General features: G+C 70.1%; 18 protein-coding genes. 7 read left to right on the top strand and 11 right to left on the bottom strand.

Annotation, left to right across the window (positions count from 1 at the left end; translation table 11 throughout):
• Window positions 1–37: 37 nt before the first annotated feature.
• The 7 genes from CYFUS_RS38070 to CYFUS_RS38040 form a co-directional block, all read right to left on the bottom strand.
• Window positions 38–598 (bottom strand): hypothetical protein, encoded by a 561-nt coding sequence (locus CYFUS_RS38070; RefSeq protein WP_157758890.1) that lies wholly within the window; start codon window positions 596–598, stop codon window positions 38–40.
• Between the two features lie 156 nt (window positions 599–754).
• Window positions 755–1,828 (bottom strand): hypothetical protein, encoded by a 1,074-nt coding sequence (locus CYFUS_RS38065; protein WP_232537045.1) that lies wholly within the window; start codon window positions 1,826–1,828, stop codon window positions 755–757.
• Window positions 1,829–1,875: 47 nt separating this feature from the next.
• Window positions 1,876–2,730 carry a hypothetical protein gene (locus CYFUS_RS38060; protein ID WP_095989660.1) on the bottom strand — a complete coding sequence of 285 codons (855 nt, stop codon included), beginning with the start codon at window positions 2,728–2,730 and terminating at the stop codon, window positions 1,876–1,878.
• Window positions 2,731–2,869: 139 nt separating this feature from the next.
• Window positions 2,870–4,420 (bottom strand): complex I subunit 4 family protein, encoded by a 1,551-nt coding sequence (locus tag CYFUS_RS38055; protein WP_095989659.1) that lies wholly within the window; start codon window positions 4,418–4,420, stop codon window positions 2,870–2,872.
• Complete coding sequence (locus tag CYFUS_RS38050; RefSeq protein WP_095989658.1) at window positions 4,420–5,826, bottom strand: NADH-quinone oxidoreductase subunit L; 1,407 nt, start codon at window positions 5,824–5,826, stop codon at window positions 4,420–4,422. The genes CYFUS_RS38055 and CYFUS_RS38050 overlap by 1 nt, the downstream gene beginning before the upstream one ends.
• Window positions 5,813–9,136, bottom strand: coding sequence for a YbcC family protein (locus CYFUS_RS38045; protein ID WP_095989657.1), 3,324 nt, complete (start codon window positions 9,134–9,136; stop codon window positions 5,813–5,815). Before CYFUS_RS38045 ends, CYFUS_RS38050 begins: the two co-directional genes overlap by 14 nt.
• A 33-nt stretch (window positions 9,137–9,169) precedes the next feature.
• Window positions 9,170–10,816: a SulP family inorganic anion transporter gene (locus CYFUS_RS38040; protein WP_095989656.1), complete on the bottom strand. Its 1,647-nt coding sequence runs from the start codon at window positions 10,814–10,816 to the stop codon at window positions 9,170–9,172.
• Window positions 10,817–11,113: 297 nt separating this feature from the next.
• Here CYFUS_RS38040 and CYFUS_RS38035 point away from each other — a divergent pair, with 297 nt between their 5' ends.
• The 3 genes from CYFUS_RS38035 to CYFUS_RS38025 are packed head-to-tail and all read left to right on the top strand — an operon-like array spanning window position 11,114 to window position 13,282.
• Window positions 11,114–11,740 carry an RNA polymerase sigma factor gene (locus tag CYFUS_RS38035; RefSeq protein ID WP_232537044.1) on the top strand — a complete coding sequence of 209 codons (627 nt, stop codon included), beginning with the start codon at window positions 11,114–11,116 and terminating at the stop codon, window positions 11,738–11,740.
• Window positions 11,737–12,378 (top strand): hypothetical protein, encoded by a 642-nt coding sequence (locus CYFUS_RS38030; RefSeq protein WP_095989655.1) that lies wholly within the window; start codon window positions 11,737–11,739, stop codon window positions 12,376–12,378. The genes CYFUS_RS38035 and CYFUS_RS38030 overlap by 4 nt, the downstream gene beginning before the upstream one ends.
• Before the next feature lie 25 nt (window positions 12,379–12,403).
• Complete coding sequence (locus CYFUS_RS38025) at window positions 12,404–13,282, top strand: alpha-ketoglutarate-dependent dioxygenase AlkB (RefSeq protein ID WP_095989654.1); 879 nt, start codon at window positions 12,404–12,406, stop codon at window positions 13,280–13,282.
• 18 nt (window positions 13,283–13,300) lie between these two features.
• On the opposite strand, the gene CYFUS_RS38020 is transcribed toward CYFUS_RS38025, so the two are convergent.
• The 3 genes from CYFUS_RS38020 to CYFUS_RS51265 are packed head-to-tail and all read right to left on the bottom strand — an operon-like array spanning window position 13,301 to window position 16,403.
• Window positions 13,301–14,590, bottom strand: a complete 1,290-nt coding sequence (locus CYFUS_RS38020; protein WP_095989653.1) for an AAA family ATPase — start codon at window positions 14,588–14,590, stop codon at window positions 13,301–13,303.
• Window positions 14,587–15,645: a hypothetical protein gene (locus CYFUS_RS53340; RefSeq protein WP_232537043.1), complete on the bottom strand. Its 1,059-nt coding sequence runs from the start codon at window positions 15,643–15,645 to the stop codon at window positions 14,587–14,589. The genes CYFUS_RS38020 and CYFUS_RS53340 overlap by 4 nt, the downstream gene beginning before the upstream one ends.
• Complete coding sequence (locus CYFUS_RS51265) at window positions 15,642–16,403, bottom strand: thioesterase II family protein (protein ID WP_157758889.1); 762 nt, start codon at window positions 16,401–16,403, stop codon at window positions 15,642–15,644. The genes CYFUS_RS53340 and CYFUS_RS51265 overlap by 4 nt, the downstream gene beginning before the upstream one ends.
• Before the next feature lie 412 nt (window positions 16,404–16,815).
• Here CYFUS_RS51265 and CYFUS_RS38005 point away from each other — a divergent pair, with 412 nt between their 5' ends.
• Together CYFUS_RS38005 and CYFUS_RS38000 are read left to right on the top strand one after the other, a co-directional pair.
• On the top strand, window positions 16,816–18,516 hold the full coding sequence (locus CYFUS_RS38005) for a sensor histidine kinase (protein WP_232537042.1): 1,701 nt from the start codon (window positions 16,816–16,818) through the stop codon (window positions 18,514–18,516).
• Between the two features lie 166 nt (window positions 18,517–18,682).
• Window positions 18,683–19,354 carry an HAD family hydrolase gene (locus tag CYFUS_RS38000; protein WP_157758888.1) on the top strand — a complete coding sequence of 224 codons (672 nt, stop codon included), beginning with the start codon at window positions 18,683–18,685 and terminating at the stop codon, window positions 19,352–19,354.
• A gap of 34 nt (window positions 19,355–19,388) precedes the next feature.
• Here CYFUS_RS38000 and CYFUS_RS37995 read toward each other — a convergent pair whose 3' ends face one another.
• Window positions 19,389–20,369, bottom strand: a complete 981-nt coding sequence (locus CYFUS_RS37995) for a fatty acid desaturase (protein ID WP_232537041.1) — start codon at window positions 20,367–20,369, stop codon at window positions 19,389–19,391.
• 173 nt (window positions 20,370–20,542) lie between these two features.
• Between CYFUS_RS37995 and CYFUS_RS37990 the strand changes: the two genes are divergently transcribed.
• Both CYFUS_RS37990 and CYFUS_RS37985 read left to right on the top strand, forming a co-directional pair.
• A complete protein-coding gene (locus CYFUS_RS37990) occupies window positions 20,543–21,604 on the top strand; it encodes a patatin-like phospholipase family protein (RefSeq protein WP_095989649.1) in 1,062 nt (353 codons plus the stop codon).
• Between the two features lie 152 nt (window positions 21,605–21,756).
• Complete coding sequence (locus CYFUS_RS37985) at window positions 21,757–22,395, top strand: type IV pilin protein (RefSeq protein ID WP_095989648.1); 639 nt, start codon at window positions 21,757–21,759, stop codon at window positions 22,393–22,395.
• The last annotated feature ends 26 nt before the right edge of the window (window positions 22,396–22,421 follow it).

Raw genomic sequence — 22,421 nt, 5'->3', positions numbered from 1 at the left:
GGCAAATGACCCCGGCCCGTTGTCTCACCGCGGAGCGTCAGCGCACGCCGGACGTCGTGCTTCCGGGCTGCGTGGAGGGCAGGGTCGAGAGCCCGGGTTGCTGCACCGGGGTGCTTCCAGGCGAGGTCGTGGTGCTGCCCGACAGCGGGCTGCCCAGCGAGGAGCCGCTCGACAGCGAGCTACCCGACAAGGAGCCGCTCGACAGCGAGCTGGAGTCACCCGGCAGCGTGGTCTGGAAGTTCGAGGAGCCAGTCATGGGGAGCTGAGAGCTGAAGCTTCCGGAGGAAGACTGTTGTCCCAGGGTGCTGCCCAGCAGGGGCTGCTGGAGGGTGTAGCTGCCCGTCAGGGGTTGCTGGAGGGTGTAGCTGCCCGTCAAGGGCTGCTGGAGGCCATAGCTACCGGTCAGGGGCTGCTGGAGCGCATAGCTGCCGGCCATCGGTTGCTGGAAGGTGTAGCTGCCCGTCAGGGGTTGCTGGAGCGCATGGCTGCCAGCCATGGGTTGCTGGGACTGGGTGGTGTCTTGTTGCTGCGCATTGGCGATTCCCACCATGCCCAACGAGGTCGTCACCACCGCGACCGCCAGGATGTTCGTCCGCATGTTCTCGCCTTTCATTCGTGAGGCGCGTGGCCGCGGGGGAAACCTCCTTCCCGACCAGGACCAGCCATCGCGATTCCAAGGAAAAAGTATTCACGAGCGGACGCTCGGTGAAGCGTCCCTCCCCAGCGCCGCGAGTCGGCGAGCAGTGGAGCCCGCCTACCTGCCTGGGTGGGACGGCCAGAAGGTCACCGCCCGGGCGCTCTCCGAATTCCAGACGAGCTTGCCTCCCCGGTACAGGTACGGGTGCGCACCGGAGTCGGCGAGCGAGAGCAGGAGAAAGGTCCCCCGTATCTGGACGCTGGCCAGGTCATTGGGCCGCAGGGGAAAGCCGGGGAGCGCGGACACCTTCTGCTTGTCCACCTTGCGCACGAGCCCCGTTGCCAGGGCTTCCTCCTCCCCGAAGGGGATGCTCCAGACCGCGAGGCGGAAGCCCCCAGGGCGCAGCAGGGTCCACTCCCCCTCGGGCTCCTCCGGGGAAAAGGCATACAGTTGATCGAGGACGACGTCGTCCTCGAGCTCCTCGGGCATGAAGCGCGGATCCAGGGTGTGGCTCGAGCGCTCACCCAGCTTCTGGCGCAGCGCGAGCACCCGCGGCCCCGTGGTGTCGGTGGTGGCCTTCACTTCCCGCCGCTTCCAGGCGCCGTCCCGCCACTGGAAGGCGTGGGCGAGCAGGGGCCGCTTCCCCTCGCTCGTCTCGAGCACGACGCGGGTGCCGTCAATCTCCGCCTCTCCCTGGCGCTCCTGCTCGGGGCTGGGCTTCTGGAGGGTGAGCCCCAGCAACTGGCCCTCGGCATCGAAGCCGAACTCGATGAGCTCTCCCGAGCCCGGCAACGGCAGCTCCGTGGCGGCGGCCGTCTCCACGTCCACGAGGAACAGGCGGTCGCGGAAGGCGGGGGAGGGAAATCGCTCGGGGAAGGTGGGCCTGCCCGTCACGGGCGCGCTGACGCCGCCTCGCCAGAACCTCGCCGCGCCGCGTTTCCCATCCCGGCTCAGCGCGGTGGCTCCTCCCTGACAGTCCACGGCGAGCCGGGCGATGACCTGGCGGACGGCCGAGAGGGGTTGGAGCCGGACCCACTCACAGCCCTCTCCGGCGGGCTCGAGCAGGGACAGCAGGGGCTCGGGAGCACGGGACGTCCGGGGTTCCCGGGCGAGTGCCGGCGCCGCGGACCACAGCAACAGCAGCAACGAGACGGACAGGGGGCGGTGGAGGGTCGTCACGAGGCGGCCCATTGTTCCACACGCCCCCTGGGGGGACTCACGAGGGATTCAGCGGGGAATCAGATGTTCCAGCGGATCATGCCCTGGAGCACGTTCTCGATCTTCCCCTGGATGAGGTAGCGGTTGTAGGCGAGCTGGTACTCGCCACCGAGGTAGATCTTGCCCGGGGTGAAGTGGACGAGCTTGCCGAAGTCCCACAGCAGCTCGGGCTGGGCCAGGAAGAAGCGGTTGCCCCGCGAGCCCGCCATCGCGCCCACGCCCTCGCCCTCGCCGAACAGGCCCGTCTGGAAGAAGCCGAGGAAGAGGAAGTCCTGCGTGCCCAGCGAGAAGGACTTCTGCCAGGCGAGGCCCACCTGCAGGTCCACGCCCCGGAACGCCCAGTCATCGCGGATGACCGTGGTGGCCGTCACGAAGTCCATGCCCGGCACGGCCAGGTCCCACTGCAGGCCGTAGTAGTGCAGCATGCCGAACTTGCTCACGTGCTCCATCTCGTACTTGAGCGAGACGTCGCGCAGCGGTCCCCAGTCGAACTTCCGCTCCAGCACCTTCTCCGCGATCGACTTGGGCGACACCGCGATCGTGATGCCACCGAAGAAGCCGCCCTTCGTGTTGGCGCTCTGCTTGAAGACGCTCGCGGGGGTGAAGGGGCCGGTGATGTCGTAGTACAGGAACACCGACCCGTACTCCCACTGCTGGAACGCCTTGATGGTCAGCGTGGTCCGCGCGCCGCCGCCATTGAAGTCCTCGTTGAAGCAGTCCACGGCGCCGCGGTAGCGACCTCCGAGGGCCATGTTGTCCTTGTCCCCGGTGAAGCACGGTGCGCGCAACAGCTCGAACCAGACTCCGGCGAAGGCGGTGGACGACGTCAGCAGGGAGGCGAGCAGGGCGACAAAACACAACGAGCGACGGTTCATGCGGATCCCCTCGGGTGGCGCGCCCTAGTGAAGGCGGGGGACCGGCTTCGTCAAGTTTTCGATGGCGCGACGCGCCAGGGAAAGGCGCACCCACATGCCGTGGGTGCCCGCTTTCACCCTCGCGTCAATCCTTGCACCTTCAAGGACATGCCAGGGAAAGCGCCTCGGAAGGGAGCTCACCCCGTGACACGGACTCCTCGTGGTGACTGGAGGAGGACTCGGGGCCCGCCAGGGATTCCACCTGCGAGGCGCGCAGGTGCAGCAGCGGTCCCGGCACCAATCCGCCGAGCACCACCAGGGCGAACAGGGCGAACACCATCCCCCGCTCCCGGGGCAACAAGTCCTCCACCGTCTCCAGCAGGGCCGCCTGGCCATGGGCGGGCGAGCCGAGGAAGGTGCGCTGGAAGGCGCGCAGGAAGGTGACGCCGTTGATGGCGGTGGTCAGCAGCAGGGGCAGCGCCACCAGTGGGTGGGTGTCCAGGATGCCGTGCAGCAGCAGATCCTCGCCCACGAAGCTCAGTGTGCCCGGGAAGCCGAGGCTGCCAAAGCCCATGAGGAAGAAGAAGGCCGCCAGACGCGGGCCGCGGCGCACGAGTCCTCCCAGCCGCGTCATGTCCGTGGTGCCCGTGCGGGCCTCGATGGCGCGCACGACGAGATCCAACCCCGTGAGCGCGATGCCCGCGGCCACGCTCTGGATGAGCGCGCCGGAGATGCTCTGCGTGTTGCCGATGGCGAGCCCCGCCAGCATCAGGCCCGACTGGCTCGCCAGGAGGAAGCCCACCACGCGGCGCAGATCCGTCTGCGCCAGCGCCAGCACCGCGCCATACAGGGCGGCGCACAGGCCCAGCGTTCCGAGCATCACGCCGCCCCGGTTCCACTCCCCGGGCAGCAGCGGCATCACCACGCGCACCAGCAGGTACAGCCCCGCGTGCGCGTTCACCAGCAGCAAGCCCACGCCGAACGGGCCGCGCGCCATGAGCACGGGCAGCCAGGAGTGGAAGGGCACCACCGCCATGCGCACGCACACCGCCAGCATCAACAACGCGAACACGGGCAGGTGCCACGTCGCCGGCAGCCCCCGGGCGATCAGCTCCGTCAGGCCGAAGGGCGCCGGTGCTCCAGTGCGCCAGCCCTCGAGGCCCACCAGGGCCGTGGCCACCACGAGGGGCAGCGCGCTCATGAGCATGTAGACGCCGAAGGTGCGCAGCGCCCGGGCCTCGGGCCGTGCCCGCGCCTGACGCGCCAGCAGCGCGCCGGTCGGCACCAGGGTGGCGATGAAGAAGACGGTCATCAGCGCCAGGTCCTCGGCGCAGAAGAAGCCCAGGGTCATGCTCTCGGTGAGCAGCAGCGCGCCGAGCGTGCCCCGGTCGAGCGACTGGCGCGGACCGGCCGCCACCAGCCCCAGGGTGAGCAGCGCGGTGACCACCAGCGCCAGCACGCTCATGCCATCCACGCCCAGCCGCAGCTCCACGCCGAGCCCCGGCACGCGGAACCACGACTCATGCAGCTGCACGCCGGGGACGCCGCCCTCGAAGAGGACCACCGCGCCCAGTGTCAGGAGCAGGGTGAGCGTCGCCACGCCGAGCGCCACCCGGCGCTGACGCTCGGGCTGGCGGAGCTGGCGCAGCGCCGCGGCGCCCAGCGCGGGCAACACCACCAGGAGGGAGAGAAGGGGAAGGGACGTCCGCATCACACGACTCCTGTCGACTGACTCTGACTGCTCGGCGCTTGCTTCGGCTCGGCCGGCGCCTTCTCGGGGGCGGACTTCCAGCCGCTCAGCGCGCCCGTCCAGCTCCGCTCCATCCGGTCCATCCACTGGCCCGCGCGCAGCAGCGGACCCATCGCCCACCGCTCGTGCATCACCTCCAGCGAGAAGCGCTCCAGCGCCAGCCGGTAGAAGCGCCGCCGCCAGCCCTCGGGGAGGACATGGTGGGCCACCGCCACCGTGGGACGCTTCGCCTCGCGCAGGGCCGCGCGGCGCGACAGCTCATCGCGCAGCACCGACGGGGCACGCAAGAGTTGCAGACAGCGCAGACAGGCGTGCGCCACCAGGTGCACCAGCGCCAGCCGGTACAGGCCCAGGCCCACCTCGGCGAACATCAACCCCACCTGCGTGAGGACGCCATAGGCCAGCGAGCTCTTCACGTCCGTCTGTACGCGCCACACCAGCGTGGCGTGCACGGCCGTCAGCAGCCCCACCACCACGAGCGCCCCGCTCGCCACGGGAGAGCGCTGAAGCAGTGGCGCCACGCGCAGGAGCAGGTAGACGCCCGCGTGCACCGACAGGGCACCATAGAAGAGAGCGCTCGAGGGCGTCGGGCCCTCCATGGCGCGCGGCAGCCAGCTGCTGAAGGGAAGCTGGGCCGACTTGCCCATGGCCGCCAGCATCAGGCACAACCCCAGCGCCGTCGCCGGCCCCGCCGCCAGGGCCACCGCCGGCCCCGGCCACGCCCGGGCACCGAGCGCCTCGGCCCACTCGGCCGTACCCGCGAAGTGGTGCAGCAGCACCGCGCCCATCAACAGGCCCATGTCGCACAGGCGGTAGAGCGTGAAGGCCCTCAAGCCCGAGCGCACCGGCGTCGTGCGCTCGTGGAAGAAGCCGATGAGCAGCGCCGACGTGAGGCCCACCATCTCCCAGCCCACGAAGAGCAGGTCGATGCTGCCGCTGGCCACCAGCACCTGCATGCCCGAGGCGAACAGGGCCAGCAGCAGGAAGAAGCGCGCGAAGCCCGGCTCGCGGTGCAGGTAGTTCACCGAGAAGCGGCCGATGAGCAGGGTGATGGCGCTCGAGAGCACCATCATCGTCGCGGACAGCCGGTCGACGAACAGGGTCACCGGGAAGGTGTACTCACCGCTGGAGAACCACCGGCCCACCTCCACCACCCACGCGTCCTGGTGGTTCCACACGAGGCCCGCCGCCGCCGCCACCGAGGCACCCAGCGAGAGCCACAAGGCGCCGAGCACCCCGCGCACCACGGCGCGCTCGCCCGGAGCGCGGTGCAACAGCATCACGCCGCCCAGCGTCACGAAGGCCAGCAGGGGCCAGAGCGGGGCGGTGGCGGCGACCCACCCCAGTTCGAGGTTACCGACGGACATGGTCAGACTCTTTCTTCTGGGAAGCGTCGATCAGCGCCGGAGGCAGGAAATCGCGCTGACCGCGATACCACTCCGGCGAGGAGGCCACCACCGGCAGGGGCGCCGGCGGCGGGGTGACGGGTTGGAAGCCCCGGGGCGTGAAGCGCATCTGCGCGCCGGTGACCGGGTCCACGCTCACGAGCTGGACCCATTCATTGCCAATGAGCTCGCGCAGGATGGGCTGGCGCTCGTAGATGCCCCCGAGCACCTCCACGCTGGCCTCCACGACCAGGAGCAGCCGCACCGGCTCGTGGATCTCGATCATCTGCCGGGGCAGGCCCGTGCGCAGGTCGCTCTCCACGCCGTCCATCACCCCGAGCAGGCTGGTGAGGTTGTGGGGCAGCTTGGTGCCGGACCCGTAGCGGTCATTGTCGATGCAGGAGAAGTAGTACTCCAGGTTGATGCCCGCGCCCACGGGGCCCGCCGCGGCGAGGATGCGCTCGGCGATGGCGCCGGAGGAGTCCCTCGTGGGGTCATACGAGATGAGGAAGGCGCGCCGGTCCAGGAACAGGCCTCGGGTGAGGGCGCGGCGTCCCACCACGCACGTGGCGTTGGTGACGTGGCCCAGCTCGGGACGCGCCTGGCTCAGGTCCGCCGCGCGCTCCTCCACGTGCCGCAGGGCCGCCTCGGGAGACAGGCTCAGGGGCGCGGACTCGAAGCGCCGGCAGCGCTCGTGCGCCGACAGGGTGCGCGCGCTGTCCAGCGACTCCTTCAGGGCGGTGAACTCGCCGCGCAGGGCCTCGGGCACCGCCTCGGTGTCGTAGAGCACGATCTCATCGGTGGTGGTGTTGTGCAGGCCGCCGATGAACCACGTCGTGTCGGGGATGTGGATGCCGCGCTCGCGCAAGAGCGCCCGCACCTCGGGCCGGTTGGCCATCTCCGAGAAGAGGCGCGCGTTGGGGCCGCCGTGACGGCCGCCGCAGGCACCGCAGTCGTAGGCGGACTGGTGCGGGTTGTTGACGCTGATGGCGCCATGGCCCAGCACCACCACGAGCGGCGCGAAGCCGTCCACCAGCCCCAGGTTCTCCAGCGAGTTGGCCACGCGCGCCGCCTTCTCGGCGACGGTGAAGCCCAGGGGCTTGAGGTGGAGCTGCTCGGCCGCCTCGTCCCTCAGGCTGGTGAGCTGCGTGCGGGGCGTGGGCAGCAGCCGCTGGGCGAGTGCCCGGCGCATCAGGCTCACCCGGCGCGGGGCGAAGATCTGCAGGGGCAGCATCAGCGCGGAGACGAGTCCCAGCAGGGGCGTGAGCAGCCAGCTGAACTCGAGCGCGTGCGAGCCGCCGTGCAGCCAGTGCTCGAGACGGGCCCCGAGGGCGCGCAGCCGGGCGCGGGTCTCGGCCAGGTGGCCGTGATCCGGGTGGGCCCGCTCCTCGACGATGTGCGCCGGGGTGACCACGATGGGGCACAGGGCGGCGAGGCCCGCGTCGTCCAGGCCGCGGTAGTCCATGGCCACGCCGAAGAAGCCGGCGATGCCGAACGTGTCGTGCCGCGGGCTCTGCTCCTCGAAGTGCCGGCGGAAGGACTCCTCGCGGTCATCCATGCAGAAGACGACCTGGAAGCGCGGATCCTCCACCGTGCGCTCCGGCTCGGGGCGGAGCCGGTTCTGCGCGAGCGCCTGGAGGATGTCCATGCGGTAGTGGTGCTCGTAGGCCTCGTGCCACACGCGGCGGCGCGCCTGCGCGTCGAAGGCCTCCAGCCACGCGAGCAGGGCCTGGCGCCGGACGAGCGGGAAGTCCGCCACCTCCAGGGCCGACAGCCCCGCCACCTGCATGAGCTGGAAGAGCCGCCAACTGCCCTCCTCGAGTGGGTGCTCCAGGGCCGCGGGCCGGTGCGCGGCGGCGTCGCTCGCGCGGGCCAGGAGCCCGGAGAGCGGCCCCTGGTAGTCCAGCCGGCGCCGGGCCACGGTGCGCAGCGCGTGGCGCTCCAGGGTGAGGCGCACCGCGAGGAAGTCGATGAGGTGTGCCGGAGGCGAGCCCGCGGGCCGATCGGCCGGGTTGTGCTCCAAGCGGTGGAACATCCCGGCCCAGCCCGGCAGCGCGAGCAGCACGCGGGTGATGTAGGGCTCCCACTGCGCCTCGGGCACGCCCAGCTCGTCGAGCGCGGCGAGCACCACGTCCCGCGCGGACAGGCCCTGGGCGGAGGCCCGTCTCAAGTCCACCTCGAGGTCCTCCAGCCACTCGGGCAGCACGCCCATGCCGGTGAGCTTCAGCGCGCGCCAGGCGGCGTACAGCCCCGACTCGCGCTCCGGCAGGCTCCAGTGCGACTGGCCCTCGTCGAGGAAGGCCGAGCAGATGCGGATGAGGTGGGGGTTGACCAGCTCGTTGATGTCCTCCCCGGTGGCCAGCCGCAGCAGCTCGCGGTGGCTGCGCACCCCACCGGGCTCGGCCTTCTCTCGCGAGTCCGGCGCGGTGAGCAGGGGCGTGCGGCAGGCGGCCCAGAGCGCCTTCACCGCGAAGCGCTCGGGGTGGCGCTCCAGGTGCTCCTTGAGGGAGGCCAGGGAGCCATCGCCCCCGAACGCCGTGGCCAGGGCGTCCTGGACGAGCGCCACCTCGGCGCCCAACCACCCCTCCACGGACAGGGTCGTCGTCGCGCCGAGCAGCCGGGCGCGCACCTGCGCGACATAGGCCTCGGTCCGGGCGGAGGGGATGCCCAGGCGGCGCAGGGCGATCTCCTGGGCCAGGGCCCGCCGCGGCTCGGCGGCGGCGGCGCGCACGGCGGTGTTCAGCGTGGGCTCGAGCAGGGCCATGGCCAGATCGGTCATCGTCCAGTCCCGGCCCACCCGGTCCAGCCACCCGCGGATGCCCTCGGTGGAGCGCCGCAGGAGCCGCTCGCGCGCGGCCGTCGACACGTCCGGCCGGAGCGAGGAGGTCGCCGCCAACTCACTCATCCGCCAGCGCAGCGAGGCGGCCGTCTCCACCGGAGGCGGGTGGAGCAGGGCGAGCAGCTCCAGGTCCAGGCGTGACAGCGGGGCCGGCACCATCTCCTCCCGTCGCTCTCCCTGCTCCCGCTCGGCGAGCACCGCCTTGAGATCCACGTCGGTGATGCGCCCGCGCCGGTACAGCTCGCGGTAGCGAGACTCGGGGAGGTAGGTCTCCGTCTCGAACGTGGCGCTCGCGGCGGCCAGCGCCTCGTGGAAGGGCAGGTGCTGGAAGGCGTGCAGCGTGTTGTGGTGCACGAACACGCCGATGGGACCCTGCGCCGGCAACAGGTGGCCCGCGTGCTCCAGCACCTCACTCAGGTGCTGTCCGCGGTCGGTCGAGGGGGAGTGGCTCATGGTCGGAATCCAGACGGGAAGAGGTTCAGGCGCTCAGGAGCGGACGGGCAGGGGGGCCTTCGCCGACTTCTTGCGCGCGGAGTGAGGATGCGCGGAGAGGCTGCGGTGTTGCTCGAGCCCGCGCACGTGCAGGTGGCGGCCCTGGCGGGAGAACTCGCCCTCCAGCTCGTGCAGCCGCTCCATCACCGTGTGGTCCACCAGGCGGGCCTCCGTCAGGTCGACCTCCACGTGGGTCGCGTGGGCGTGGCGCGCGAGCTGCTTCTTGAGCTTGAGGAAGTTGGTGAAGACGGCCGCCTGGCGCACGCGCAGCACCACCTGGCCCGCCTCGGTGTGCTCCTCGATCTGCGGCTTGAAGAGGCCGGCGAACGGCGCGCCGTTGATGAGGTGCACCACCACCTTGAGGGCCATGCCCGCCGCCACGCCCACCAGCAGATCCGTGGCGAGCGTCACGCCGATGGTGAAGGTGAAGATGACGAACTGCTCGGGCCCGATGCGGAACGTGTTCACGAACTCCTTGGGCGACGCCAGCCGCACGCCCGCGAAGATGAGCATGGCGGCCAGGGCGGCGAGCGGAATCCGGTGGATGAGCATGGGCACGAACGCCACGAAGAGCAGCAGGAACAGGCCGTGGAAGAAGTTGGACAGCCGGCTCCTGGCCCCGTAGCCGATGTTGGCCGAGCTGCGCACCACCTCGGAGATCATCGGCAGGCCACCGAGCATGCCGGAGATGAAGTTCCCCACGCCCGTGGCGAGCAGATCCTTGTCGAGATCCGAGCGGCGCTTCTCCGGATCCATCATGTCCATGGCCTTGGCCGTCAGCAGCGACTCGATGCTGCCCACCAGCGCGAACATGACGATGTACTTGATGGAGGTCGCGCTGAAGACGGCGGAGAAGTCCGGCAGGGTGATGGCCGACAGGAGGTTGCTCGGCAGGTTCACGAGGAACTTGGGGCCCACCGTGAAGAGGCTGTGCGAGAAGGTGAAGGTGTGCTCGTGGTCCAGGTCGAAGTAGAGCCCCATGGGCACCGCGAACAGCAACGCCAGCAGGGGCGCGGGGACACGCCGCAGCGCCGCCACGCGTTTGGCCACCGCCGCGTGACCGAAGAGGATGACGAGGCTCATCGCGCCGATGAAGGCGATCTCCGGGTTGAGCTTCATCACGCTCCGGGGAATCTCCGCCAGCAGGTGCAGCGGCTCCTTGGCCTCGGGCGCCACGCCCAGGAGGACGTGGATCTGCTTGGAGCAGATGATGATGCCGATGGCCGCGAGCATTCCGTGCACCACCGACGAGGGGAAGAAGTCCCCCAGGGTCCCAGCGCGCAAGAGCGCGAAGACGATCTGCACCGCCGCGGCCACCACGATGGTGGCCAGTGCCCGGCGGTAGCCCAGCACTCCGTCACCCCCGCCCAGCTCCGTCACCGCGCCGAGCGCGATGACGATGAGCCCCGCGGCGGGCCCCTTGATGGTGAGCCGCGCGCTGCCCAGCCAGGAGGACACCACCCCTCCCACCACCGCCGTCAGGATGCCCGCCACCGGCGGGAAGCCACTGGCCATCGCGATGCCCAGGCACAGCGGCAGCGCGATGAGGAACACGAGAAAGCCGGAGACGATGTCACTCTTCCAGGTCGACGCGCTCTCGGACGCGGCCTGGGGGGGAGTACCGGAAGGCTGAGGCTGCATGGGTTCCATCCTCTTGAGGCGCACGGGCTCGCGGCGTTCTTGACGCGGCGCGTGCTTCACGAGAGGCAGGGACGGAACGATTCACTTCCGGGTTCCCGGTGTTTTATTCTTCCCTCGTGGTTTTTTTCCGTTGGCGAGTGAAATATTTGTGAGCAAAGCAAGTTCCATGCCTGGGGAAGAGAAATAGAGTGAAATCCGATTGACGTCGTTCGGGAACCCGCGTGTGAGTCGTTCCATCCTTATGGACAGTGTCGTGACGTGGAATGCAGCAGACCATCGCCCGGAAGGGTGCGTGGGGTGGGGTCCGTCCTGGGCGGGGCGGCGATGAGCGGCGGGGTGGAGGGCGCGGGGGGGTGGGGGCGGGAGCGTTTCGAGGCGGAGATCCAGCCGTTGCTGCCGCGTCTTCACCGGCTCTGCCTGACGCTGTGCCGGAACAAGCAGGAGGCGGAGGACTTGCTGCAAGACGCCCTGGTGCGGGCCTACGTCCATCGGGAGAGTTACCAGGAGAGGGGGTCCTTGTTTGGCTGGCTGTGTGGAATCGTTCGCAACCAGTTCGTCGAAACGCGGCGCGCGCTCGCCCGGCGCCGGTCGTTGTTGGACTCGGTGCTCGAGGGGGCGTCGTCGGTGCTGGGCTCGCTCTTCACCGGTGGGGTGGAGCAGAAGGATCCCGAGGCCCGGCTGTGCGGCAGTGAGGAGGCCGAGCTGATGTTGCGCTGCCTGCATGCCCTGCCCGAGAAGTTCCGTCTGGTGGTGTTGCTCTGTGACGTGGAAGAGCTTGGGTACGAAGAGGTGTCCGCGGTGCTCGGGATTCCGGTGGGGACCGTGAAGAGCCGTCATTTCCGGGGACGTGCCCAGCTGGGTGCCGCCTTCAAGGCGCAGCTCGCCCAGACCCCGGCCGCCGTCAACGCAGGAGGTCGTTCATGAGCGCTCCCAATGACAAGTCCTTGCCCCCCTTGCCGGGAGAGGCCGTCCAGGCCCTGGATGCGTTTCGAGACGAACGGCCGTCCACGCATCTCGAGAACCGCATCCAGCTGGCGCTCCAGGCGGCCGCGTCGGGGAAGACGCCGGCGAGGCCCAAGCCCCCGGAGCGCCAGGCGCGCCTGGCCTGGTTGGAGCACCGCGTCACCCGCAAGGTGATGGGCCTGGCCCTGGTCACCTCGGTCATCCTGCTGGCGGTGCGGGCGGACGACTGGAGCGGGGACTCGGAGGTCCTCAGCGAGATCATGCCGCTGCGCCATGTCTCCTTTCAGTTGTCCCACGGGAGCCCCGGGTGGCTGGAGCTGCCCTGGACGCATGGGGTGCATTCGGGTGAGCCGGCCACCGTCCACCTGGAGGCTCCAGAGGAACTGAACCTCCACCTGCATGCGGATGGACTTCCCTCGGTGCGGCTGGTGGGGTGTGACGCGGGGCGCTGCATCCACCAGTTCACCGCGGACACCGGCGCGGACGCCACGCCGCTGCGCGTGCGCATCGACAAGCCGGGCCGGTACGAGTTCCGCGTCTCGCATGCCTCGGACGCGCGCCAGGTGCGCGAGCACTTCGTCGTGGAGGCCACACACTAGGCGCCGTGTGGTAGGGGAAGCCTCCATGGCTTCTCCTCCCCGTTACGGCCGCTCGCTGGCGCACAAGGCCCGTCAGCGCACGCCGGGCCATCACTACAACGCGAGCTTCCTGCCCGCGGCCGAGCGCGCCGCCATCCTCGGCTGGTTGGGCCAGCTGCACCCCTTGTGGGAGGAGCGCTACTCCAAGCATTTCCCTCCGCCCCCGGGCCAGTCCCAGCGGCGCCTGTTGCGGCCGGTGTACTGGTTGGGCAACTGGCAGTTCGCCTGTCTCGACTACTACCGGCCCCCCAAGGGCGTGAAGGACCGCTGCGTGAAGGCGGAGCCCTTTCCGGCGGTGCTCCAGCGGCAGGTGAAGAAGGTGGAGGAGCTCGCGCGCCGGATGTTCCGGGGCCCGGACATGCCCGAGGGCTGGCACCTCAACACGTGCCTGGTGAACTTCTACGGCAGCCGCCTGGAGGACGGACAGTGGGTGGACACCGCGCGAGTGGGGGAGCACAAGGACTTCGAGCCCGGGCCGGTGGCCTCGCTGTCCCTGGGCGAGCGCGCGCTCATCCAATTCGTCACCTCCAGCCGCCCGGGCGAGCGCGACGAGGTGGTGCTCGAGCAGTGGCTCGATGATGGGGCCCTGCAGCTCTTCGGTGGGGCGCGCTGGAAGGAGCAGACCTTCCACCGGGTGCAGCGGGTGGACACGCGCGTGGGCCACGTGATGCCCCCCGAGATGCCGGACTTCAAGACCCGGCGCATCAACCTCACCTTCCGCTATGTGCCGGACGCGCACGTGACGCCCTTCGCGCGGCTCTCCCCCGAGGCGCGCGAGGACGTGCGGCCCTACATGGAGACGCTCGCGCGCCACAGCGCTTTCTTCCGCGCGGAGCTGGAGCGCGAGCGCGACGCGCGGACGTGACGCGGGCCCACCACGGCCTCACCACAATCCGTGGATGCGCAAGAGGGTCGCCAGCGACGAGCCGCCCCGCCGGTAATCGCCGAAGAGCCGCTCGGCGGTGTCCACGGTGGGGTTGGACCAGACCTTGCGCTCGCGCTCCTCGTGCACCTCCAGGCCGCAGTGGATGAGCGAGGCGCGCGCCTCGTCCGCGGACGCGAAGGTGACGTACTCGAAGAGCAGCGGGTTCTGGCTGGTCACGAAGCACTGCCGGCCGCCCAGCTCGCGCACGACGGCCTCCACCCAGCGCGGATGCAGCGCATGGACCAGCTCGTCGGCGATGAGGAAGTCCTCGTTGACGTCCAGGTAGTACAGGAGCGACAGGAGCCGCTTCTGGCCGTAGCCCAGGTGCTCGCGCGACAGCACCGCGCCGTCTCGCCGGGTGAAGCCGAAGCCGAAGTGGCCGAACTCCAGACGTCCCCCGCCCTCGTAGCTGCGCTTGTCCATCAACTCCACGCGGAAGCGCCCCGCGCCCAGCCCCGCCAGGGTGACGAAGCGGCCGAGGAAGCCGCGCTCGAGTTCGTCGTGGCGGATGTCGATGAAGCCCGTGGCCAGCGCCTGCTCCGCGCGCTCGCGCAGCACCCCGGGCAGCCACGTGGGCAGCGACATCAGTCCGAGCGGGAACACCTCCTCGCCCCTCATCTCCATGCCGTACTGCGCCTGGGCAATCCGCTCGTACGTGCCCAGCCCCTCGTCGAAGCGCGCCGGGGCGAGCAGGAAGGTGCGGCGCAACAGCTCCTTGAGCCGCTCCTTGAATTCGGGCTCCAGCCGCTGGGCTCCCAGGAAGAGCACCACCCAGACGGTGCGATCCAACAGCGACCAGTGCATCGTCTGGGAGTAGGCGGGCTGTCCGTTCACCTCCCAGGCCAGTCCCTGCGCGTCCGCGCGCAGCACCAGCCGCGCGGCGGGCGCGTCGAGCTCGAGCGTCACCTCCATGAAGGGCTGGAGCGTGGGCTCGTTCACGGGCTCGCCCCGTGGCACGAGCGCCAGGGGCTCGGGTCCGGCGTCCTCGGGCCGCGAGAAGTCGGGGCGCGTGTTGCGCACGCGCACCTGGAGCGTCATCCCGGGAAAGGTGAAGGCGTACTCCAGGGAGAACTCCTCGCGGATGAGCCCGGAGAAGTCCGAGGCGAGCACGCGCGAGAGGAGATCCAGCAGCGTCGTGCGGCCGGTGCCGTTCTCGCCGAGCACCAGGTTGAGCGAGGGGCCGAAGACGAGGTGGGCGCCCGGCGCCACGTCCCGGTACTGGTGGATGCGCAGCTCTGTGAGCTTCATGAAGGACGCCGCCTCAACAGGTTCAGCAGCCGGAGCGAGGAGGAGCGGCTGCCCTGGATGATCCACGGATCGATCTTGTCCCCGCCATTGGTGAACTGGGGCGAGAGCACGAACACCCGCACGCGCGCCTTCTCCATCATCGCGTGGAAGCGGGGGTCGCGCAGCAATCCTCCGCACGCGCGCAGTTGGGGCGAGGGCTGGAAGCAGTCGAGATCCAACGACAGCCAGTCCGCCTCCGTCACGCCGGGTCGCTCGAGCACCTGTCGCCAGTGCAGCGCCGTGGTGTCCACGAACCAGGGCACCAGGGTGGAGAAGCCCACGTCCCGGCCGCTCATCCGGGCGGTGGGCTCGGCCTTGGCCGTGGTGAAGAAGATGTCCTCCTCGGTGAGCACGGGCGTGGCGTCCCCGGGACGCTTGAGGCCCTCGAACAGCCGCCACCAGGTGGCCGCCTGCTGGGGTGTGCGCGACTCCAGGTAGCTGTCCTTGCACCAATCCGAGTGGCGGTCCGCGTGGAAGAGCGAGCGCGGCAGCCCGCCCGTGGTGCGGTAGTGGTACAGCGCCACGTCGAGCATGTGGTGGTCGCGCAGCACGTAGTCCGTGCGTCCCTTCGCGTCCCTCATCACCCGGACGGTGCCCCGGAGCACCTCGTCCAGCTCCGCCGCGCCGAGCGCGTCACGCCACTCCGCCTCCTCGAAGAGGAGCTGCTGGCGGAGGTAGGGCTGCTCTCCCGTGGGCCCGACCACGTCCTCCGGACCCGTCCACCGGTGCACCCGCTGCTCGAACCGCTCCGCCTCGCCTTCCTGGAGCACCTCGCGGATGACCTCGCGGATGTCCGAGCGGTGGCCGAGGCCGGGCACCGCCACGCGCACGCCACCTGGCTCGCGCGCGCCGTCCGCCACCGGCCGCAGCCGGAAGGCGTAGGCCGCGTCGGTGGGCTTCTTCCAATCGGAGTAGCGGATGAGCACGTGCGCCTTCCTCGCGGCCCGCCCACGAGAGGGGTCTCCTCCGCGGCGGGGGGGCGGGCGGTAGATGACCGGAAACACCGGCGTCGTCACGGAAATTGCAGGTCCTCCAGCAGGGCCTGGTAGAGCCGGGGGCGCTCGGCGGTGAGGTAGAAGTGGTTGCCCGGAAACATCCTCGGGCGGAAGTCCGCGGTGGTCTGCTCTCCCCACTCATGCACTTCCTGGGGGCGGACCGTCGCGTCCTCGGTGGCGCCAAAGGACGACAGGGGCACGTCCAGGGGCGGCTCCGGCACGTACCGGTAGCTCTCGGCGAGGAAGAGATCCGCGCGCAGCGCGGGCAGCACCGTCTCGCGCACGTCGTCGCTGGTGAGGACCTCCCGGGGCGTGCCGAAGCGCAGCGCGATCTGCTCCAGGAACTCCGTGTCCGGCAGGTGGCTGATGGGGGGCGCGGCCCGGGGCCGCAGATGCAGCGCCGGGCAGGCGGACAGGAAGAGGCGCACGGGCATGGGGGCGCCCAGCCGGCGCAGCGTCCGCGTCAGCTCGAAGGCGATGACGCCTCCGAAGCTGTGGCCGAAGAAGGCGAAGGGCCGCTCCTTGAGGAAGGGCAGGACGCGGCGCGCCAACGTCTCGATGAGCGTGGGGAAGTCGGTGATGGGGGGCTCGGTGCGGCGCGTGGCCCGGCCCGGCAGCTCGATGGGGCACACCTCGATGGCGGCGGGCAATTGGGTGGTCCATAGCCGGTAGATCGAGGCGTCTCCTCCCGCGAAGTGGAAGCAGAACAGACGCAGGCTCGCCTGGGGACGCGGCTCGGGGCAGGTCACCCAGCGGCGATAGACGGGGGGGACGGACATGGGCGGAGGCCCATGCTGCGAAGGAGACGGGGGCCACGTCAATCCCCGGCCCCCTCGTTCCTCCCGGGGGCGCGGCGTCGGAAGACGGAGCGCGAGGCCTGGCGCCCCGCTGGCCCCACCAGTCCTCCGCCCCGGCACCAGGGGAGGTGTCTGTCCATGGCGGGACGTGCGAGTGATTGGTGGGGACGGGGCGGGGGACTCACCCTCCCTGTGCCCGCTCGGTCGTGACCCCGGGTTCGGCCGCGTGGGAGGATTGTCCTCGGGTACGAGGATGAAGGGGGGCGTTTGAGCGTTGAGAAGAAAGAGGGAGGACGGATGCCGCGCGGTTCGCGCGAGGTAGGCCCTGCTTGCTATGCTTTCGCTCTCAGCCGAGCCCGGACAGGACGCTTCCTCGCCTGATGCTTCCCGGTCCATGACGTCATCTCGTTCCAGTCACTCGGAGGAGGTTCCGGCCAGCTCCACCTCCGCCTCCAAGGCCAGCGAGTCTCGCGCTCGGGAAGTCGTGCCCCTGGAGGAGGAGCACGAGCGCCTGCTCGCCCTGGCGGACGTGTCCTCCCAGATCTTCTGGACGAGCGCGGGGATCGAGAAGTCGGTGGGGGGTCTGCCAGGCTGGATGGACTTCACCGGACAGCCCCCCGAGGCCCTGCGGGGCAGGAGGTGGCTGAACTTCGTCCACTCGGAGGATCGGTCCCACGTCGAGCAGGCCCTGGCGCGGGGTCAGGCCGATCGCGCCGCCTTCTCCGTGTCCTTCCGGCTGCGCCGCTCGGACGGCCAGTACATCTGGATGCTGGGGCGGGCCGTCCCCCTGCTCGACGCGAATGGCGGGGTGCGCGAGTGGGTGGGCACCAGTACGAACATCCATGCCTATCGCCAGGCGCAGGAGCGCGCGTCCTTCCTCGCCCGGGCGGGTGAGGTGCTCTCCGCCTCGTTGGACTACGACGCCACGCTCGCCGCGCTCGCCCGGATCCCGGTGCCCGCGCTCGCCGACTGGTGCATCCTGGACGTGCTGGGCCCGAACGGACAGTTCTTCCGTGCCCAGGTGGTGGCGGCGGACCCCTCCCTGGAGGCCCTGGCGCAGGAGGTGCGCGGACTCACTCCGCTGCCCCACGCCAGGTCCACCTATCCTCCCACCGTGGCGCTCGTGGAGGGCCGTGCCTCGCTGCTTCGGGACGTGACGGATGAGCTGATGCGGCAGGCGGCGCAGGACGCGCGGCACCTCTCGATCATGCGCCGCGTGGGCATGCGCTCGCTGCTCACCGTCCCCCTGCTCGCCCATGGGCGCATCCTCGGGGCGCTCACCCTTTCCTCGTCCACCTCGGGCCGACGCTATGACGAGGAGGATCTGCGCTTCGCCCAGGAGCTCGCCCATCGCGCGGCGCTCTCGGTGGACAACGCCCGGCTCTACCGTGAGGCCCGGGAAGCCATCCGCCTGCGCGACGAGTTCCTCTCCATCGCCAGTCACGAGCTCAAGACGCCCCTGACGCCCTTGAGCCTCAAGTTGCAGTCGCTCGAGCGCTCCGCCGAGGCCCACCCCGACTCGTCCCTGGCGCCGCTGGTGCGCTCCACCGTCGAGTCGGGGCGGCAGCAGTTGCGCAAGCTCACCACGTTGATGAATGGTCTGCTGGATGTCTCGCTCATCGCCTCGGGCTGCTTCGAGTTGCGGCGCGAGGAGGTGGATCTGCTCTCCGTGGTGCGCCAGGTGGTCGCCCGGCTCACGCCGCGCGCCGGCAAGTTCCGGGCCCCCCTGGTCGTCGAGGCCAACTCCCCGGTCGTCGGCCGGTGGGATCGTTCCCGGTTGGAGCAGGTGGTGACCAACCTGCTGGACAACGCGCTGAAGTATGGGGCGGGCGCGCCCGTGGTCATCCGCGTGACGGTGGACAACGGCTTCGCGCGCCTGTCGGTGCGGGACAAGGGCATCGGCATCGCGCCGGATCAGTCCCGCCGCATCTTCGAGCGTTATGCCCGCGCGGTGTCCGAGCGCAACTATGGGGGCCTGGGCCTGGGTCTCTACATCACCCGGGCCATCGTGGAGGCCGAGGGGGGCCGGGTGCACGTGCACAGCGCGCTCGGCCAGGGCGCGACCTTCGTGGTGGAGTTGCCGCTGCGCTCGTGAACCCTCGGGAGGGCCCTGTCGTTCGCCCGCCTGGTGCCGGAGGGAGCGGACATGGGCCTTCCATCTGGCGTGGGGGGGCGCTCCCGAGGAGGGAGGCGGGACACGCGGCCGGGGTGTCTGGCGAGGGCAGGGAGGCGTGTGCAGGTTGGTGGGGCGGAGGAGGCTCGTGCCCAAGGCAATCATCTTCGAGGTGGATGGGACGCTGGTGGACTCCAATGTGCTGCGCGCGCGGGCCTGGCAGGAGTCGCTGGCGCGCTATGGCGTCCAGGTGCGGCTGCCGCGGGTGCTCGCGCAGCTGGGCCGAGAGGGAGACCGGTTCCTGTCCGCCCTGCTCTCGGAGGAGGACTACCTGCGCCACGCGGATGAGCTGACGAGCTACCACCGGGCGCTCTTCCACGAGGAGTACCTCGCGCGCGTGCGGCCCTTCCTGGGCGTCACCGAGCTGCTCCAGCGCCTGCGGGACGAGGGCTGGCGCATCGCCCTGGCCTCCAGCGCGGAGCCCGACGAGCTGGAGCACTACATCGAACTGCTCGGGGTGGCGGACCTCATCGACGCGCGCACCACGGATGCGGAGGTGGAGGGCCACCGGTTGAACGAGGAGATTCCCGCGGAGGCCATCCGCCTGTTGGGGCTCGACGGCACCGACGAGGCGCTCACGGTGGCCGCGCTGCCCCATGACATCGAGGGCGCCGTGCGCCTGGGCCTGCGCTGCCTGGGGCTGGTGTGCGGGGGCTTCTCGGAGGAGGACCTGCGGGGCGCCGGGGCGATGGCCGTCTTCGGCTCGCCGCAGGATCTGCTCGCGCGCTACGCCGAGTCCCCTCTGGCCACGGAGCCCTGAGCGGGGCTCCGGAGGGGGGCGCTCGGGGGACGGCTCACGCGGCCTTGGCGGGCTCGTCGGGGAGCTTGAGCGTGCCCTGGCCCGAGTCGCCCGAGCGCGTCATGCGGCTGTAGAGCGACAGGGACGGATCGAAGAGGAACTTGAGCCACAGCGCCGTCCACGAGCGGTGGGAGTGCAGCGTGTCGTAGTACTCGGGGGCGATCTTCTTCACCTGGGGCAGGCGCGTCCAGGGCACGCGCATCACGTCGTGGTGCTCGTTGTGGTAGCCCACGTTGAACGCCACCCAGTTGAGCGGGCCGTAGTACGAGTACGTCTCCTGCGGCGGCTTGACGAGGTAGTGCTCCTGGATCCACCGCGCGCCCAGCGGATGCAGGCCGATGGCGAAGATGGAGGAGAGGAACATGTAGACGAGCGCGCGCGGCCCCATGAGCGCGTAGCTGCCCCCGATGAAGGCCAACTGCACGCCGAGGTTGGCGATGTACCACCCGTCGAAGAACGGCACGCGCTTGAGCCGCTGCACGCGCAGCGCCTGGAAGGCCCAGAAGTTGAGCATCCAGAACGCCTTGCCGAAGAACGTGTTGCCAATCACCTTCGCCTCGAAGGGCGAGGCCAGGTCCGCGTCCAGCTCCAGGTCCCCTTGGAAGCGGTGATGGATGAGGTGGTACTTGCGGAAGGAGATGGCCGCCGGGAAGAGGATGGGCAGGTTGGCGAAGATCTGCAGGAGGGCGTTGGCGCGGGGGGTCTTGAAGACGAGGTTGTGGGTGCACTCGTGGATGAGCACCCACAGGCCATGGTCCAGGAAGGCGCCGACGAACCACGCGGCGGCGAGCAGCGCCCACCAGGGCGAGTCGCGCAGGGCCCAGGCGAGCCCCACCTGTCCCGCCACCACCAGCAGCACGAAGGCGGCGGTGATGGGGGTCGGGCCGCACAGGTCCTTGAGCTCGGGGTGGGCACGCAGGATGGTGCGAGCCCGCTCCAGATGGGGCTCCTTCTCCGTGCTACGGAAAAACTCCAAGGGGCGCGGCTGACTCAAAGGGGTTCCTTTCGCTCGGGCGAAAACGGGCGCGCAGCTTCGCACACCGCTCCCGCTCGACGCCATGCGGCACTTCATGGGATTCCTCGCCCCCTTCCTCCTCTGACGACCATGCTTTCATCTCCAACCCCTCCCCAGTTTTTCTTGGTGGGTCCATGAGTTCGAGCCTCACCCTGCGCGCCGGTCCGGACGCCGTGCGCCTGATTCGTGAACGAGGACTGCGCGCGGAGGACGTCGACGTGGTGCCGGGCGCCTCGGGCGGACCGCGGTGGCTGGTGCTGGCCGGCTTGGATCGCATGCTCTTCGGCGAGTTCTTCCGCGCGCGCACCCGTCCGCTCCACCTCATCGGCTCGTCCATCGGCAGCTGGCGCCTGAGCTGCCTCGCCCAGAACGATCCCGTCGCGGCCCTGGGGCGCTTCGCCGAGGCGTACATCTCCCAGCGCTATCCGCCCAATCCCTCCGCCGAGCTGGTGAGCACCACCAGCCGGGGCGTCGTGGACGCCATCGTGGGCACCGATGGCGAGGCGCAGATCCTCGGCCACCCCTGGGCGCGGCTGCACGTGCTGACCAACCGGTGCCGGGGCCTGTCCGCCAGCGAGCAACGTCACCTGCAGACGTTGGGGCTCACCCTGAGCGCCCTGGGCAATCTGCTGAGCCGCCGCACCCTGGGGCTTCAAATCGATCGCGTCATCTTCCACACCGCCGGAGACACCAGCCCCTTCCGGGGCCTCAAGGATCTGCCCTCCGTGCACCTGCCCCTGACGCGCGAGAACCTGCGGTCCGCGCTGCTGGCCTCGGGCTCCATTCCCCTGGCCATGAGCGGGGTGCGCATCGATGGCGCCGGACCCGGAGTCCATCGGGACGGTGGGATTCTCGACTACCACCCGGACCTGGACTTCGGCGTGGGCGAGGGGCTGGTGCTCTACCCCCACTTCTACCCCTACCTCGTGCCCGGCTACTTCGACAGCGCGCTCCTGTGGCGCCGCGCCGGGCCCGCCAACTTCCGCCGGGCCCTGCTGCTCTCCCCGTCGCCGGAGTTCGTCGCGCGCCTGCCCTTCGGGAAGATTCCCGACCTGGATGACTTCTACCGCCTGTCCGACGCGGAGCGGATTCGCACCTGGCGCCAGGTGCTGAGCGAAGGCGAGCGCATGGGCGACGAGCTGCGGGAGTTGCTGGCCACCGGAAGGCTCGCCGAGCGCCTCCAACCCCTGCACTGACCGCGGAGCAGGGGGGGTGTAGTAGGACCTCCAACCACGGAGCAGGACAGGGGCCTGGTTTCCAGGAAGCCACACCCTGGTGATACCTTTACAGGTACACGGGCCCCCACCCCGCCTGGGCTCGTCGTTCCCGCTGTCCTCGAGATTCATTCATGCGCCAGTCCGCCTCTCCGTCGAATCGTGGCTTCACGCTCATCGAGCTGATGATCGTCGTGGCCATCATCGGAATCCTCGCCGCGGTCGCCATTCCGAACTTCATCAAGTTCCAGGCCCGCTCCAAGCAGGCGGAAGCCAAGTCGAATCTGAGGACCTGGTTCGTCGGCCAGCGCGCCTACCAGCAGGAGAAGGGCGCCTACTCGGAGTTCTCGACGACGATCGGCTTCTCGCCGGAGCGCGGCAACCGCTACGCCTACTACTTCGCGCAGACGCAGACGTGCGAGCAGCGCCAGGCCTCGGGAGTCACCCTGCCCAAGAACGCCAACTGCATCTCCGTGGACGAGGCGAAGTTCAAGGTGGCGGTGGCCCAGCCCGCCTTCGTGCCCATCTCGTTCTCCTGGAACGCGGGAAACGGGGAGGATCCCAAGTCGCCGGGCATCTCGGGAAGCTGCCCGGGCTGCAACATCGACGCGTTCGCGGCGGGTGACATCGACGGGGATACCGGGGGCGTGGACACCTGGCACATCGCCACCAAGGACGCGAAGCTGAGCACGTCCCCGTGTGGCAACGAGGAGCTGGTCGTCATCGCGGGCGTGCCGCTCAACACCTTCAACGACGTGGAGTGCGACAAGTAGCCCGGCCGCGCCGCGTGCCCGGCCCC

Origin of the sequence: Cystobacter fuscus (assembly GCF_002305875.1) — a bacterium.
GTDB lineage: Bacteria > Myxococcota > Myxococcia > Myxococcales > Myxococcaceae > Cystobacter > Cystobacter fuscus_A.
This window is presented reverse-complemented; position numbering and strand designations above follow the sequence as displayed.